The organism is Candidatus Zixiibacteriota bacterium (genome assembly GCA_040753875.1).
Classification (GTDB): Bacteria; Zixibacteria; MSB-5A5; order GN15; family FEB-12; genus DATKJY01.
Window position 1 is genome coordinate 87,804 of the sequence record JBFMDV010000001.1, and the last position, 16,420, is coordinate 104,223.

General features: G+C 56.0%; 14 protein-coding genes. 12 read left to right on the forward strand and 2 right to left on the reverse strand.

Going from position 1 to position 16,420, the window contains the following annotated elements; translation table 11 throughout:
* Nucleotides 1-2 precede the first annotated feature (2 nt).
* The 5 genes from AB1644_00425 (at nucleotide 3) to ssb (ending at nucleotide 4,148) form a co-directional block, all read left to right on the forward strand.
* A complete protein-coding gene (locus AB1644_00425; protein ID MEW6049522.1) occupies nucleotides 3-452 on the forward strand; it encodes an SRPBCC family protein in 450 nt (149 codons plus the stop codon).
* A gap of 21 nt (nucleotides 453-473) precedes the next feature.
* Nucleotides 474-959 carry an SRPBCC family protein gene (locus tag AB1644_00430; GenBank protein MEW6049523.1) on the forward strand — a complete coding sequence of 162 codons (486 nt, stop codon included), beginning with the start codon at nucleotides 474-476 and terminating at the stop codon, nucleotides 957-959.
* An 85-nt stretch (nucleotides 960-1,044) separates the two neighbouring features.
* Complete coding sequence (locus tag AB1644_00435; GenBank protein ID MEW6049524.1) at nucleotides 1,045-1,431, forward strand: DoxX family protein; 387 nt, start codon at nucleotides 1,045-1,047, stop codon at nucleotides 1,429-1,431.
* Nucleotides 1,432-1,883: 452 nt separating this feature from the next.
* Nucleotides 1,884-3,065 carry a hypothetical protein gene (locus AB1644_00440; protein MEW6049525.1) on the forward strand — a complete coding sequence of 394 codons (1,182 nt, stop codon included), beginning with the start codon at nucleotides 1,884-1,886 and terminating at the stop codon, nucleotides 3,063-3,065.
* Between the two features lie 765 nt (nucleotides 3,066-3,830).
* Nucleotides 3,831-4,148, forward strand: coding sequence for a single-stranded DNA-binding protein (ssb, locus tag AB1644_00445; GenBank protein ID MEW6049526.1), 318 nt, complete (start codon nucleotides 3,831-3,833; stop codon nucleotides 4,146-4,148).
* Nucleotides 4,149-4,214: 66 nt separating this feature from the next.
* On the opposite strand, the gene AB1644_00450 is transcribed toward ssb, so the two are convergent.
* The gene (locus AB1644_00450) at nucleotides 4,215-5,498 is read right to left on the reverse strand and encodes a DUF87 domain-containing protein (GenBank protein MEW6049527.1); all 1,284 of its coding nucleotides are present in this window, start codon (nucleotides 5,496-5,498) and stop codon (nucleotides 4,215-4,217) included.
* 175 nt (nucleotides 5,499-5,673) lie between these two features.
* Between AB1644_00450 and AB1644_00455 the strand changes: the two genes are divergently transcribed.
* The 7 genes from AB1644_00455 (at nucleotide 5,674) to AB1644_00485 (ending at nucleotide 15,437) form a co-directional block, all read left to right on the forward strand.
* Nucleotides 5,674-6,315, forward strand: coding sequence for a hypothetical protein (locus AB1644_00455; GenBank protein ID MEW6049528.1), 642 nt, complete (start codon nucleotides 5,674-5,676; stop codon nucleotides 6,313-6,315).
* Nucleotides 6,312-7,379, forward strand: coding sequence for a DUF932 domain-containing protein (locus tag AB1644_00460; GenBank protein ID MEW6049529.1), 1,068 nt, complete (start codon nucleotides 6,312-6,314; stop codon nucleotides 7,377-7,379). The genes AB1644_00455 and AB1644_00460 overlap by 4 nt, the downstream gene beginning before the upstream one ends.
* 252 nt (nucleotides 7,380-7,631) lie before the next feature.
* Nucleotides 7,632-10,004 (forward strand): DEAD/DEAH box helicase family protein, encoded by a 2,373-nt coding sequence (locus tag AB1644_00465; GenBank protein MEW6049530.1) that lies wholly within the window; start codon nucleotides 7,632-7,634, stop codon nucleotides 10,002-10,004.
* 5 nt (nucleotides 10,005-10,009) lie between these two features.
* The gene (locus tag AB1644_00470; protein ID MEW6049531.1) at nucleotides 10,010-12,955 is read left to right on the forward strand and encodes an N-6 DNA methylase; all 2,946 of its coding nucleotides are present in this window, start codon (nucleotides 10,010-10,012) and stop codon (nucleotides 12,953-12,955) included.
* A gap of 13 nt (nucleotides 12,956-12,968) precedes the next feature.
* A complete protein-coding gene (locus tag AB1644_00475; protein ID MEW6049532.1) occupies nucleotides 12,969-14,141 on the forward strand; it encodes an XRE family transcriptional regulator in 1,173 nt (390 codons plus the stop codon).
* Nucleotides 14,138-14,617, forward strand: a complete 480-nt coding sequence (locus AB1644_00480) for a DUF4411 family protein (protein ID MEW6049533.1) — start codon at nucleotides 14,138-14,140, stop codon at nucleotides 14,615-14,617. Before AB1644_00475 ends, AB1644_00480 begins: the two co-directional genes overlap by 4 nt.
* Before the next feature lie 100 nt (nucleotides 14,618-14,717).
* A complete protein-coding gene (locus AB1644_00485; GenBank protein MEW6049534.1) occupies nucleotides 14,718-15,437 on the forward strand; it encodes a hypothetical protein in 720 nt (239 codons plus the stop codon).
* A gap of 49 nt (nucleotides 15,438-15,486) precedes the next feature.
* Here AB1644_00485 and AB1644_00490 read toward each other — a convergent pair whose 3' ends face one another.
* On the reverse strand, nucleotides 15,487-16,380 hold the full coding sequence (locus AB1644_00490) for a bis-aminopropyl spermidine synthase family protein (GenBank protein ID MEW6049535.1): 894 nt from the start codon (nucleotides 16,378-16,380) through the stop codon (nucleotides 15,487-15,489).
* Nucleotides 16,381-16,420: the final 40 nt, after the last annotated feature.

Sequence of the window (16,420 nt, forward strand, 5' to 3'; positions counted from 1 at the left end):
GAATGAAAGCGACCTCCAACGAACTCGTCATTACCCGTATCTTCGAAGCGCCGCGCGAACTGGTATGGAAAGCCTGGACCGAACCCAAGCAGTTCATGCGCTGGTGGGGACCACAGGGGTTCACTAACACGTTTCACGAGTTTGACCTGCGTCCCGGTGGCTATTGGCGGTTTATCATGCACGGTCCCGACGGTTCCAGCTACGAAAACGAGTCTGTCTTTGTCGAAGTCTCGAGGCCGGAGCGCATAGTCTTCAGACATATATCGGCGCCGCATTTTTTGATGACGATTACGTTGGATAACCAGGCAGGCAAGACGAAAATCACCTGGCATATGTTGTTCGAGTCTGTCACCGAACGGAACAATATCGCCAAGTATGCCCTTGACGCGAACGAGCAGAATCTGGACCGACTCGAAGCGCATCTGGCCGCGATGACGGTGCAACATGAATGACATTTACGAAGGAGACCGAACTTGAACGCTGAACGGACTAAGAATGTCGCCGCCGACACATCGGACCGCGAGATCACCGCTACGCGCATCCTTGATGCACCGCGTGACCTCGTTTTTCAGATGTGGACCGATTCAAAGCACCTGGCGAAATGGTGGGGACCGAACGGTTTCACGACCACGACGCACGAGATGGATGTAAGGCCGGGCGGGGTCTGGCGGTTCATCATGCACGGGCCCGATGGCATCGACTATCCAAACAAGATCATCTATCTTGAGGTCGCCAGACCTGAACGCCTTGTGTATAAGCATTCCGGAGACGAAGGAACTGAGCCCGTGAACTTTCATGTGACTGTTACTTTCGCAAGTGTAGGACAAAAAACAAGGCTGACTGTCAGGTCACTCTTTGCAACCGCCGCCGAGCGGGATGAGGTCATCAGAAGATACGGCGCCGATAAGGGTCTGGAACAGACACTCGATCGGCTGGCCGAGCATCTCGTCAAGATGTGAACGCTAAGCCGAACCTACTCACTAAACCGGTGCGAGAAACCCGATCAAGACAGAATTACAACCCAACGGAAAACGGAGCTCACGTATGGAATGGCTTGAAACGTACACCGACCACGCCTACGCCGTATTGCGCATCATGGCGGGATTCATGTTTTCGTTCCATGGCGCCCAGAAGATTCTCGGTGTGCTTAGTGACTACCGACCGGAAATGTGGTCACAGGGCTGGTTCGGCGGGATCATTGAACTGGTAGGGGGGCTCCTTATCATGGTTGGCTTTCAGACCCGGCTGGCGGCGTTTATTTGCAGCGGCACGATGGCCGTGGCGTATTTCCAATTCCATTGGAAACTCCAGTTCGGATCTGCATTCTTTCCAATTGTGAACAAGGGGGAGATGGCGGTGCTCTACTGCTTCACTTTCCTCCTCATTGCATGTCGCGGCGCGGTGAAGTGGGGGATAGACCGAACGCGCTGAGCATTTCAGCGTTCAGACACAATGCCGGTTTGAAGAAATGACCTCATGTAGTCATTGCGAGTCCGAGCGCCTCGCTCGGGCGAAGCAGTCTCGTACCGTGAAAAGTCCCTTGTTCCTCCGGCCGAACCCGCGTAATTTGCTCTCAGCCGGAGTGGTGGAATAGGTAGACACCAGGGACTTAAAAAGCGAATCAGGCGAATCGGATTCTGATTGAGTACCAATGCACTTTGATGGACGGCATGTAGTTGGCCGCAGAAAGTCGTTGGACTGACTTGGATGCAGTTGGGTTGTTTTGGCTCTCGAGTAGTCACAAATTGGTCACACGCCACTTCCCTTGTAGATTTCTCAGTCTCGTTGCTTGAGGCAAATGGGCGGGCACGCCACTGATGCTCACTCGTTGAATGAATCGTGTTCGTTAACTGATCGCAGTGGCCATAAAGGAATGGAATACTATGGGTGCGGCCAGAGATTATACCGTTCAGTATTTTGATGCTCTGAAGGACTATCTGCACGCTGAAAGGGGCATCAGTGGAAAGTTGGAAATCGACCTTAGGAACGTAAATGGGGTGACTATAGATCGTCTTCGTGGGGCAATCCGGGATCTTCTGGAGAGCAGTCTCGCCGATAGTGCGGTCAGGGACATCCGTACTGATACGACTACGAAAATCATAGACCGGAAGATCAGGACAACCGCTGTGGGATTCAGTGATAATCTTGATCTTACCACGAGAATGGGCTTCGTCCTCGGCGAGCAAGTAGTCCTATGGGATGTCCTGATTCCGAGTATCCTTTTCGATCGCAATGGCATCGATCTCAGGTTACTCAAGGACACGACGGAAAATCTGTTGACTTGGTATTCCGTTGCTTCAAAGGGCGGGCTGGTTTATTTGAAACACCCTGCCTTTTGGTCGGACGCCTACAAGAGAGACGTTGCCAAGATAAGGAACATACCCGATGTTCCCAATGATTTCCTAGGGTTGCTCACGGCTGAAGCATTGGCTGAAGAGCATTATGATCTAAGCCCGTATGCGTTCACGCCAGGGACGGTTGAACTGTTCGAATTGCATAAGAAACTGAGACAGAAACCGCCGAGTCAGGCCAATTTGGATAATCAGAGTAGTCTCCGACGATTCTTGCGCTGCGGCTCTGTCTACGCGCTCAGGCATCTGTCACCAGAAGGGTTCTATTCAGTCATCCAAGACGCCGAAGATGTTAGGGGGGATGAGACTTCTCCCATGTATCAGGATGATTGGCGAAAGCAACTCAAAGAGTATCTAGCTTTCGATACCGGTGATTTATCTGAGCCCGAACGAGAGATTCTTCGGGAAAGGAGACTTGACGAACTCGATAAGGTGATGAAGCAGCAGGCCATGATTCTGGAAAGGGAATATATCGGCAATCGTGCGAAAGGTGCCGAGAAGGCAGGGGCTGTCTCCGGGCTATTTGGTTCAATCATGGGATTCTTTGCCCCGATGCCTGCGGCTATCATAAGCACACTGGGCAATGCTTTCCGTGCTTATGGCCGACTCCGAACGGACTTCGGAGACAAGCTTCCAAAGAGGAGAGATGAGTTGATCTTCCAGGTCTTTTTCAACTTTGAGAAGCAGTGGGAGCAAGAGTTGAAAGAGGATTAGAAGAGGGGGCGAGGAGCGATGGCTCGATAATGCTTCAATAGCTACTCCCCTTTTGTCTTGCCAATATCGCCCGACAATCTTATATTTGTCTCGCTAGTTAAGAAAGGAGGTCGTCATGAGTTCATGCAAAGTGAATGGATGCACACACGAGGCAACGCATAAAGGCCTCTGTGGCTTTCATTCCAGTCCGCTGTATGTAAGCGCACTTCCCCCGGACCTTAGAGACGGTTCTGACCCACTGCGACCGAGCGCTCTTCCACCTGATCTGAGGTCATCATTCAATCCAATGGCTCCGAGTTATCTTGTCCTCAAGGGATTGAAGAAGTAAGCCTTTCACCCCGGACTCATAAGTTTTGCGGCAGGCGCCACTCACGATGGGTGGCGCCTTGTTTCATTATTTAGTGCTCTGTACATCGACGTACTTCCAGCGTATACGGGCTGCCTGACCAGATTTGCGGCTGCGCGATTCCGAGCAGCACGGCATTACCCACCCACGCATTTTCCCCTCGCCACAATCGGGCACCAAGAAACACGTCCGGCTTGTCCGCTGTCTTGGGCAGGGTATCACAGAGTCTCAGCGACCCGTCCAAGGTCGTACAAGTCTCCACCTTGACGGGCTTGCGCGCCATGCGGCGACTTGGCCTCCGCTCCGCTGCCGCGAACACTCCGGCTCCTCCACCCCTCTGTGCTGCTGAGTGACGCGGAGAGACAAGCCGGTGTGCGTCTCACCACTTCCCACTCACCACCGGAGAAAGGTTCATCCATATGGACCTGTGCAAAGTGACGCTGCTGGGCGTCGTCGGGGCTGATCCCCGCACCAGCGAGGGCGACGGCGGGCCGACCGCCGTGCTGCGGTTGGCCATCAACCGCGCGGAGCGCGACCGGAAGACCGGCGCGCTCCTCAAGACCACCGACTGGCACGCGGTGGTCACCGTCGGCAAGCTCGCCGAGGTCGTCGGGAAGTACGTCCGCAAGGGCGCCCGGCTCTACGTCGAGGGCACGCTGCGCGCGACGAAGGAGAAGGGCGTCGACGTGCTCGCCCACAACCTCATCATGCTGGGCAGCGCCCGGAAGGCGAAGTAAGCCGACGACGGAGAGGGGGTAACTCCCCCTCTCCGTTTTTTCGTGCTCGGGGAAAACGCTCCCACCCTATGTTGGAGCCAGCCACTGCTGGATTTTCTCCTCAATGCTGTGCTTCGGTCGGCAGTAGCGCATGCGCGACTGCGCGATGATCGCTGCCCGGTGCGCGGGCGTCGGCGCGGGACGCGGGGGTAGCGTCTCCGCGCTGAACGGCTCCGACGTCCGGCCGTCGATGGACAGCCGCACGTACGTCGCGAACTGCGGCAGGCTCTGCAGGTCCACCGCGCCGAAGGTCGGCGCGAATTCTCGGCTGAGGATGGCGGCATCCTCTGCGCCGGTGGCGAAGGCCACCAATGTGCCGGCGTTGCCGAGGATCGCTGACGCGAAGCGCAGCGGCAGCTGCGCGATGAACTGGTTCGCGACACCCGCGAAGTTCAGCCGGTACTTCCGCGCTTCCGAGAGCATCGTCGGGAAATCCTCGGTCGTGAACGACTGCAGCTCGTCGATGTACGCGTAGAAGTCGCGGCGGGTCGCTTCCGGCGCGTGCGCCCGACGCAGCGCCGCGAGGTAGAGTTGCGTGAGGAAGAGCGAGCCCAAGAGCGCTGAGGTATCTTCGCCAATCTTCCCCTTTGCCAAATTCAGCAGGAGAATTTGCCCGTCGTTCAGAATGGCGTCGAAGTCGATCCGCGTCTGCGTCTGCCCGAGGATGTTCCGCGTGAGCGGCGTTGTGAGGAACTGGCCGACCTTGTTCTGAATTGGCGAGATTGTCTCGGTGCGGAACACCTTCGGGTACTGCTCAAACTCCACCTGCCAGAAGCGCCGCACCACCGGGTCGTGCACGGCAGCCACAATCCGCGCGCGGTACACGCCGTCGGTGAGCAAGCGCGGGAGTCCGAGGAGTGTGCTGCCGGGCGCTTCCAGCAGTGCCAAGATTGCATTGCGCAGGACGTACTCTAAGCGCGGCCCCCACGTGTCCGCCCAAATCTTCTTGAACACCTGCACGAGGCCGGATGCCTGGAGCGACCGCTGGCGCGGGTCCGCGCTGTGCAAGACGTTGAAGGCAATCGGGTAGTCGAGGTCGGCGGGATTCACGTAGACCGTCTCGTTCACCCGGCGCGCGGGGATGTGGTCGAGTGCCTGCTCGACGAGGTCGCCGTGGGGGTCGAAAACCGCTACCCCATTCCCCCCTACGAGGTCCTGCACAATGCAGTTGAGGAGCAGCGTCGATTTCCCCATGCCCGTCTTGCCCACAATGTACACGGGCCGCCGCCGGTCGGCGGGCTTCAGCCCGAACCGGCGTCGCACATTGCGGTAGTTTGTCTGGCCGAGGATGGTCAAGGGCGCAGCGTTCATGCGTCCAGCCTAGCCGAAAACGCTCTCCACAGTCAGCGGGGAAAAGTTGCTCGCCCCGGCAATTGCGGGTCTCTACCGCTCGCGTACCCTCACTCCCACGGCGGCAGAGCGAAATCGCACGCTCGCGCCGCACGCACCTTCACAAACTATCCAAAAGACGAAAGGAGAGTATCCCATGCACGACGGGAACGGTCTCGTCCGCACCATCGAGATCAAGGACAAGCACGGGCGGGTTGTCGAGATCAAGGAGGTTGTCACGTACGCTGGCCTCCTCAACCGCGCCCACCAGGAAGGCCTCAAATCGATACGCACGAGGCTGGTGCAACGGCCTTCCGCGGAGAACGAGATGACCGCGATTTCCCTCGCAGAGGTCGTGACGGACAAAGGCGTGTTCCGCGACTACGGCGACGCGAACCCCACGAACGTCACCGCGCGCATCGCGCCGCACATCATCCGCATGTCGGTGACGCGTGCGAAAGCGCGGGCGCTCCGGGACGCCATCAACGTCGGGGTCATGTCGCTGGAGGAACTCGGGCAGGAGTACGTCAACGGCAACGGCCACGCGGTGGAGGGGAACGGTTCGACGCGCGCCCGCCGGGCGGACGGCGACCGCCCGCTCACGGACAACCAGCGCAAGTACCTGTTCCGCCTGCTCGACGAGCGCGGCGTGAACGCCGAGGAGGGGGACGCGTGGCTCTGCCGGACGTGCGGCGTGGCGGCGGTCACGGACATCAGCCGCAAGCAGGCCAGCGAGGTCATCGACCAGCTGGTGGGCGCTGCGGCGGGTACGCCCGCCGGAGAGGAGCGGCCGTCATGACGAATCTGTACGACGCGCACTCGCAGTGGCTCACCCGGCCCGCGGACGAACGGTTCCCTGACCTCACCGCGCTCCACGCGTTCACCCAGCGGCGGCGCGAGGAGTCGAGCGAGGACGCGCGCCACTTTGCCCACGTCCACCTCGCGGTCACGCCGGAGGGCGCTGTTGCGGTCAACGGCGAGACCCCACCCGCGTACCTCACCCACTGGGCGTTCAGTCAACTCGCTACGGCGGTCGGCGCGCCCGCGCGCTACCTCCGTTCGCTGCCGCCGCAGACCGTGTGCGACTGCCTCACGCACGGTCTCGCGCGCTCCCCGGAGCGGTGCAAGCTGCTCTTCCGCGTTCGGCCGTACCCGAACGGTTCCGGCGAGCAGGTTCAGATCGCCGCGTTCACGGGCCCCACCTACGGGCGGATTTGGGACGCGGACGTCACGGCGTCGCTCATCGAGGCCGTCGAGGGCACCGGCTGGCACGTGCCGCCCGCGCACCCCATCCACGGGAGCGCGAGCGCCGGGCTCTACGCCTCAGACCGCGACGTGTTCGCGTTCCTCGTACACGACGCGAACCCCGTCGAGATCGGCGACGCCAAACTCAGTCGGGGATTCTTCCTCTGGAACTCCGAGACGGGCGCGGCGACGTTCGGCCTCACGACGTTTCTGTTCAACACCGTCTGCGGAAACCACATCGTCTGGGGCGCGGAGCACGTCAACGACATCCGCATCGTGCACCGGCACCGGGCTCCCGACCGCTTCACCCGCGAGGCACTGCCGATGCTCAACCGCTTCGTCGAGAGCCGCACGGTGACAGCAGCTGTCACCGAAACGGTTTCCCGGGCGATGGCGACGAAAGTCGGCGGCGCGTGCGGGGAGGTGCTGCAGTGGTTCGCCGGAAAGGCGTTCACCAAGCACGAGGTGATCGCCGGGTACCAGGCAGGCCTGAACGCCGGTGACGACGTTGCCACGCTGTGGGGGATGATCCAAGGCCTGACGGCGGCGGCCCGCACTCTTCCGTTCGCGGACGCACGGGTTGACCTGGAGCGGCGGGCCGGGGCGCTGTTGAACTAATCTGCTAAGCGAATCCTCATTACCAAAACAAACCTAGAGAGAATACTGGAACCTGGCTCAATATCGAGGGACTGGAACATTGCTCAGTCCCTCTTTCTTATTAGTCCAGAATCAAGAAAATCCTTTACATTATCGCATAAGTCGCGGTATCATCTACGGATAGAGCGGTGGAGACTCTGCTGATTAAATTCACTTCTGTTGCAGACGAATCCGCCAACGTGCTGAAGGGCCATTTGACTTCCAACTGTTGATATGGTGCGGACCAACGAAGCCACAGACACCGACCTCAAGGTCATCGAGGACCTAACCGCGCTCGGCTGGAAGCGCAAGGATACCCTGCTATACCAACAGGAATACATTTTGACTCCGGAACAGCAGAAGGTGTTCGAGGGCCGTAAGAGCGTCAAGCCGGACATCACGCTCACAGACCTGAACGGGAACATTGTCGCCGTCTTCGAGAACAAATTGGATGACGCCAAGAAGGCGTTGCCGAAGCTTCGGACGCTCTACGCGGCGGTACTCCAGCCGCGTTTTCTCTATGCGTGTACCCCCGAGCGCATCCTCTTCTACGACTTGGAGTGGCGTGGATTGGAAGCCGGCGAGTTTCGCCAAGTCAACGGCTTCCTGACGCTTGAGGAGATGCAGCTCAAGATCGAGCAGGCGAAGCAGGTGAACCTCAGCCGGGAAGTCGTCATCGACAAGAACATCGCTGGCGGCATCAACCCCAGCTGCGGCAAAGAGACGTACTTCCAGACCGAGTGCATTGAGACGCTGCTGACGAGATTCAAAGAACGCAAGCAGAAGATGCTCGTGCACATGGCAACTGGTCTCGGGAAGACGCGAACGATGGTTGCGCTCGTAAAGGCACTCCTTGAATACAACATGGCGAAGCGCGTGCTATTCGTCGTCGACCGGATCATGCTGGCAGACCAAGCGTTGAATGATGGCTTTGCTCTCATCAGCAAACAGTTCTCGGCTGTCCGCATAACGTCGTCGAACTACAAGCAGTACAAGAACGCGCAAATCCACGTCGTGGTGATCGATACACTAGAGAATATCTTCCAGGATATCCAAAGCACTTTTTACGACCTCATTATCGTTGACGAATGCCACCGATCCATCAACATCAACCGCAAGCTCATTTTCGATCACTTCCTCTGCCCGCGCATCGGGTTGACCGCCACCCCGCGGACGGCGGTCGCGGCCAAGGGAAAAGACATCTCCGATGAAGACCTGGCAATCCTCGACACCTACCGACTATTCGGCTGCGAGGTTGGCGAGCCTGACTACCAGTTCGACCTCGCACGCGGCATCGACGAGGGATTCTTGGCCCCATACTCGGTGCTGTCTATTGAAACAGAGCTGACGAAACTCGCACGAGAGAAGGGCGTGGAGTTTACCTATGTGCTCGATCCCGACGAGCGGAAGAAAATCGAACTCGACGAGACGAAGCGCCTCATGCTCGAGCAGCTGAACCGGAAGTACATTTCTGAGCAGCACTGCGACCGGATTGCCGAAGAGCTCAAGACCAATACCACCTACGGCGAGAAAGTAATCGTCTTCGGTGCGAGCCAAGCGCACTGCACTATGCTCGCGAAGGCAATCAACAAAGCGTTTGCAACATTGGAAGACGAAGCTAGCCCGCGTTACGCGGAGGCCATCATTTCCGATAATAATGACCTAAACGCCACGTTTAAGAGGTGGTTCAAAGATGTAAACCATAAACCCTTTGTTGCGGTGTCAGTGGACATCATGGGTACGGGTGTAGACATCCCATGCGTTCGCTACATTGCGTTCGATGCGTTGACGAAGTCAGTAGGCAAGTACATCCAGATGCTTGGCCGTGGTACGCGACTTGATCCGAAGAGCGGCAAGTTCTCCTTCAAGGTCCTTGACTTCGTCGGCTTATGCGAGAGAATGGCGGACAACGGCAAAGGGACGCCGAAGCCAAACGTGGATACGGTGAAGGGCAGGGGCGGCGGTGCCGGTCCAGGACCGGGGCCTGGTCCGAAGGGCGAGTGGTTCATTATCGACAATCCCGATCCGGCCCACCTCATCCAGCGCATCTACCTGCACGGAGATCAAGTGAAAGTGATTGACAATATCCCAATCGAGAAAGCACGTTCACTATTTGAGGACCAATTGACGCAGACTAAGTCGCCAGGTGTGATTGCGCTCAAAGCCAAGGCCGAGAAGAACGCCGACTACCGGCCCGACGAGATGGAGCTCGACACGATAAGGACGTGGGCCAAGAACCCCGAAGTGTACTTGGATGAAGGACAACTGCAGCGTGTTTATGACTTCGATCAAGGGTCGATGTGGGATTTCTTTCTCCACGCGTTGGGCGTGCGCAAGATTCCGACACTGCGAGAGCGCATCGAACGTGGCTTCGAGGCCTACGTGAAAACTTACGACTTCACTGATGAACAGATTCAGGCACTCCGCGACCTGAAGGATATTGTCGCGGAGAATATCGAAGCCAAGAACAAGCTGTCGCCGAGGGATATCTTCAACAATCCGGTGTACCTCCGCATTATCGGCGCTGACTTCGAAGAGATGAACCGCAAATTCGAGCACCAACTGCCGAAGGTGTTCGAAGAACTTGAAGCGGCATTGCGAGTCTAACGACAATGGCACGATCAACCATTCACTACGCCGATACCGACACGAACAACATCCTGAAGCGTCTGCACAATAAGCTGCGACCGGCAGGCACTCCGGTGGAACGGGTCGAGTACATCATCGAACTCCTGTTGCTGCGCATCTTCGAGGCGAAGCTCAAGCAAGACGAGGAGTTCAAGCCGCTCCGCAACCTGTTTAAAGGCGAGCGCTACCGCCTACTGTTTTCGCACTTGCTGTCGCTCACCGGCGACCAGGTACTTGCCGAACTCAATAAATCGAGCTTCCCTTTTTACGCTACAATTCTCACGAAGAGCCGTGACGTTATTAAGGGCAATCTTCCAACAAAGATTCAGGATCAGCTGGTGCTCATGGAGGAAGTGTTCGCCAACTCGAATTTTACGAACAACGTCAAAGGTGGCGTAATTGCTGAAGTGATTGGTCTAGTCCATGAGATCGAGGAACAGCGCATTCTCCGCACGGACTTGCTGGGTGATGCTATCGAGTCGGCACTATCCGAGACCGGGGGCACTCAAGCTTTGGGGCTCTATCGCACTCCAGACCATATTCGCCGAATGATGATCGAAATGGTCGACCCCGATTTCACGGATACAATATTTGACCCTGCGTGCGGCACCGCTGGATTCTTGTTCGACGCGTATGAATACGTTATCGAGAAAGCCCGAAAAACGCGAAAGTTTCCACCTGCACACGTCGCGAACCAGTTTTATCGAACTGGCATTGGTGGGATAGAGTACCAGGGCCGAATTCGTAAGATGGCCGCTGTGAATATGTACATTCGCGGGCTCAATCCGCATAACATCGATCAGGGTGATTCCCTCAAAGCCTATGATCCCGGCCGGGACGCAGCGTCAAAGACCGTTGTTATCGCAAACCCTCCTTTCGGGGCTGAACGTGACCAGCCAGCTTACCCCAACGTGTGGGAAGATTTTGCGAAGGAATCGGAAACGACGATTCTGTTTGTAAAACTCATGTTCGACTTGTTGCGGGTAAATGGGCGCTGTGCTGTCGTTGTATCGGAAGGCTTTCTCACTTGGGACCAGAACAGCGCCTGTGCGCTTCGGAAGCTGCTATTGAACGACGCCAACCTTCGGGCAATTGTCAGTCTGCCGCAAGGAGTTTTTGTATCTAAAAATGGCCAAGGCGCAAAGACATCGATCCTGTACTTCGAGAAGGGCAACGCTACGAATTTCGTCTGGCACTACCGCATTGATAACGACGGGTTCTCGATGGGCACAACGCGGAAGACAATCGACGGCAGCCAAATTCCTGAGATGCTTACCCTCTTTCGTGAAGTAAAGCGAGGGAAGCTGCCGAAGGACACTGCCCGCAGCTTCTCCTTACCCAAGGAGTGGATAGAGACTCTCGATCCCAGGGCTATTGAGCGTCTCCGACGCGAGGTTGAGTCGAAGTTGCAGACCGCGGCCAGCGACCGCAGGGCCAAGCTTCGCACGCAGCTCCAAGGGAAGAAGGACAAAGGGGCAATCGACAATCACGAATTCAAGGAGAGAATTCGTCAATTGGATGCTGTGCTAGAAGCGCAGCGAGGCAATGAGATCGCCAAGGCCATTGAACGCGCCCACTCCTTCAGCTTCAACCTAATAAGCTACCGAAGCGAGTTGAGTGATGATGCAGTCGCAGCATGGCACAATGCTCTCGCTGGAGTGGTCGCAGCCGCGCGTATGTCAGTAGAGGAAAAGTACTCCACCTTGCATAGCGGTGTAGAAGTTAAAAAAGCGCTCACGGTGATTGCGTCTCTTGACCCACGTTGTGCCCTGCACGTTGATATCGTGCGTGAATATTTAGATGGACTGCCCGATGCTGCCATGAAGCGAGACAAGTCGCTGCGTGAGCTGGATAAGGTGGTAAAGACTAGCGGCCACCACGATCGGGTCGTGCTTCGTACGCTCGTTACTCAGAGACTCGAAAAAGCGGAAATCGTTCCCGCAGGCAACTACAAGCAATTGACCGTACGACTATACGGCAAGGGCGTAGTGCTCCGACAGGAGATTGCGGGCCGAGATATTAAGACGAATAATCAGTCGATTGGCCATTCTGGAGACATTGTCCTTTCCCGCATCGATGCGAGAAATGGGGCCTTCGGCATTATTCCACCAGAATTGGACGGGGCAATACTTTCACAGGACTTCCCCGTATTGTCAGTGAATAGCCACGTAGTGATTCCCGAATTCCTGGAATTTGTGCTGCAATCGAAGCCATTCTACAACCAGATAGAGCAATTGGTCTCTGGCGCGACAGGACGACGGCGAGCAGAAGTAGAAGTTCTGTTGGAATTGAAAGTGCCGTTCCCGCCGTTGGCAAGACAAGCAGAGATTGTGGAGATCGTTCGGAGGCAGCGGCAGATATTGCAGTCGGCGGACAGTATGATTAAGTCATATTCAGTCGACATTGGTCGGTCGCCCGCTCACTCAATCAGCATCGAGCTTGGTCGCGTCTGCGAATTCGTCTATGGCGATCCGCTGCCCGAAGGCAAGCGAGTGGACGGCCCCTATCCAGTTTACGGCGCGGGCAACATCATCGGTTATCACGATAGCTTCATTGCCGAGGGGCCCGTAATTGTCATCGGTCGTCGTGGGGCAACATCGGGAACGGTCATGTGGTCGGATAGTAGCTGCTGGCCCATTGACACGGCATTTTGGGTGCGCGTCACTCAACCGGAGAAGGTGATGCCCAGGTACCTGTATTACGTCCTGCTGACCTTGGGCCTCGCAAAGCACCAGTCTGGTGGCGCAATGCCCGGCGTAAACCGAAACGACATCTATAGAGAGGTCATTGCCTTGCCGTCGCTGACAGTTCAGACGCAGGCTGTCAAAAAGCTCGATAACCTTGAGACCGCGATGGCCGGAGTACGACTGCTAAGGTCAGATGCGGAACAACGATTGGAAGACCTCATCGCAGACCTGTGGATGGAATGACTAATAGTAGAGTATGCCAGAACGATTGAGAGCAAAAATTACTCCCGCTATTCTCATTTGGGCACGGGAGCAAAGCCACTTCACCGTTGAAGAAGCCGCGAAGAAGATTGGTGTACCCACGGAGATGCTGGCTGCCTGGGAGTCTTCCACTGCCCAACCGACGATCAGTCAACTTCGCAAAACGGCACATGTGTACCGATACAGCTTGGCTGTATTCTTCCTGTCGCAGCCACCCTTGGGCAAGTTTCAGCCGATTCGTGACTTTAGGCGGTTCACTGATGGTGTTGTGCCGAGTGTGTCTAGCGCCCTGCAACTCGCCATACGGGAGGCGTATGACAAACGTGAAAGCGCCCTCGATCTCTTTGGAATGCTAGACGAGAAGCCGAATGAGTTCACGTATACTACAACTCTGAATGCAGATCCGGAACGTGTCGCAGCCGAACTGCGCCAGTACTTTGGAATAGGTGCCGATGATCAGTTAAAGTGGAAGGACCCGCAGAGGGCCTTCACCGACGTTCGCTTACGATTTGAACATCAGGGTATCCTCGTCTTTCAATTCTCCCACATCAGCGCAGGCGAGGCACGTGGTTTTTCCATCGGAGAGTTTCCGCTGCCGTCAATCGTGGTGAACCGGACCGACACGACTGCCGGCCGATTATTCTCGCTCTTCCATGAAGTAACGCATATCGCTTTGCGAAATGTCGGTATCTGCAACGAATTTGAACGATCTGCGCCCAGCCGCAATGTGAAGAAGGACGTGGAAGTGTTCTGCAACTACGTTGCGGGTGCGGTTCTCATCCCGAAGAAGGACTTGCTTGGGCACCCGGTTGTGCACGGTCACGGGGCTAAGACCTGGTCGATTGACGACCTTGGGAAGATTGCACTCACAATCGCATGCAGCAGGTACGCCCTTGCCCGACGCTTGCTCATTTTCGACGTCATCACACCGACGGTGTATGACCGCCTTGTTGCCGAGCTCAATGAGCAGTTTTCCCGTCGGCCCAAGCAGAAGGGTTTCATTTCCCCAGCGGAGAACGTTGTGAGTTTGGGCGGCAACGTCTTTCCGGGCCTCGTCTTGGAGGCCTTCAGTCGCGATCACATTTCGGCCAGCACTGTCAGCAACTACCTTGGCCTGAAGCTGAAGCACTTGCAGAAGGTGCGATCAGCATTGGATCGAGCACTATGAGTCGTGGCAATTCGACCATCTACAGCCTAGATTCGAGCTCCCTGATTGTCGCGTGGACGGATGCGTATCCCATTGCAGCATTCGAATCCTTCTGGAAGAAGCTTGACGAGTTGATTGCCGCAGAGAGAGTCGTCGTTTCCGAAGAAGTCTTCTGTGAACTGGAGAAGCAGGACGATGACCTCTTCAAGTGGGTCAAGGTGCGCCCAAAGATGGTAGTCCCCCACACGGAAGAAATCCAGGATGCCGTCATCGAGCTCCTGAAATCCCACCCGCTGCTCATCAAAGCAACGGGTACGAATCGGTCGGGCGCAGACCCCTTCGTGATTGCCCTCGCGCGATGCAGGAAGGCTGTGGTCATTAGTCAGGAACGGACTGGAAGCAATGGGAAGCCAAAGATCCCTGATGTCTGTAGTCACTACAAGGTACCATGTGAACGCCTCAAGTATCTCATTGCCAATGAAGGTTGGAAGTTTTAGTGCTTGCGTTCGCAGTTAGATTTCCAACTTCAGTGCCGAGCGCGAAAAACGAGATGACATTTCATCTTGCTAAAGCCACACCGTAGTATTTTACTGAAACATGAGCCTTTCACTCCCAGCAACTTTCTGTTGGACAAAGATCCAAGCGGAGGCAGGCGATCCGCTCGACGAAATTATTCGTCGCAAAGAAATCGAACGGCAGGCCGGCAGTGGCCTATTCTTCTGGGGAATTGGGAACTCGCTTGGTTCAAAGGTCCTTCCAATAGTTTCAGGCGAGGTGAGTGTTGTCGTTTTTTCGAAGATGCCTTCGAAGCCGAAGGCAATGGACTCTGATCCAGATTCGGTGGCCCTTTGGCTGAAATACAGAGACCACTCCGGAAATCTCGCCGATATTCCTGAGCATGTAGTGCTCAAAAGCAGAGCCTTCGCCGGTGGCGGCGCGAAGAAGAAGCACTATGCCCTAGTTTGCAGCGCCGATACTCCCCTGAAGATCGCGTCCCTTGGCATGTTTGATATCGGCGACTACCGCAATTGGGGAAGCAGCAACCCACAAATTGGTAGCTCGCAAGTGACATCAGTTGTCGAACTGAGCGACATTAATAAGAACTTGGTTGTCCCGAGGAAACAGTACCAAATTAACATGGTGGCCAAATTGGTCGCGCCCTTTTTTGTGACACTTTGCGATCCCGTAAGCTTGACTCGTGAAGAAGTTCAGTCGTTGCGCTCTATATGTACCGATTCGCCGTCCACGAGTAACTACGTGAGCAAGTTGCGCGCGTTTCGTGACGCGTTAGTGTACGATGCTACACGCCGTCACTGAACCAAGGAGCGGCTGAGTGTGGCCCAGACTTAGGGCATTACATAATCCGCTATTTTCGGGCTTTTGCAGCCTCTTTCTGGGGTGGGCGCCATGCAGGGGCATCACTAAGCAGCTGGTGCTCACCCCGTGAAAAAACCATTTCCGAATTTATAGAAATGTACTCAGGCATTCGCCGTGCGGTACGCCCGTAGAAGTTCTTCAATTTGTCATCAGTTATGCGCTGGCCGGCAAAGAGGGGTTTCTTGTTCTCCACTCGATCGACTACCATGTTGCATGACCTCAGGCTTGGTCGATCATCCAAATGATATTGATGAATTTCCCGGATCATTTCGGAGACAACGTAACCCTGGGAACAAAGAAAAGTCTGAATGTTAAACATGGCTTTTCGACTCCAGTCCTCTTTATGTGCGAAGGGTAAGAGCGCCATTCCCCAGCTCGGAGCTGGTTTGCAAAATTCCATGCAGCGGGCAAGAAACAACTTTCCGCATTCTCCACCGTCGGCAGAGCCATACGGCGGATTCGTATAGAATACGTCATGTGCCTGAGCAAACTCAGGCGGCACAGGGTTGCGGACATTGTACCGATGGCAAGTTATGAGGTCTGGAGGAATGTCGAGGTCCTTAATCGCTTGCTCGATGAACGCAAGCAGGCGCTCATCAAAATCGAAGACCCTAATCTTTGATGGTGCTTTGAAAATGCCTTTGTTTGCTAAGTGCGCGACCACCAAGGACATGCAATCGCCATCTCCGACCATGACCACGTCTCGGTACTTGAGATAGTCGATAGCCAGAAGTGCTTGCACAAGTTGACTGCCGGGTAACATGAAGATTTGATCGACCGTACGGAGTGGTCGGGGGCGGTCGGGGTGTTGTGTAACTTGAGCGACGAGATCTACCCACGCCGGTTCAGGCCGAAGGTAGCGACGAAGTTCCTCTCCGAACATCTGAGACCTCCGTTAGAATACTGTTCAGGATCGTTGTGGA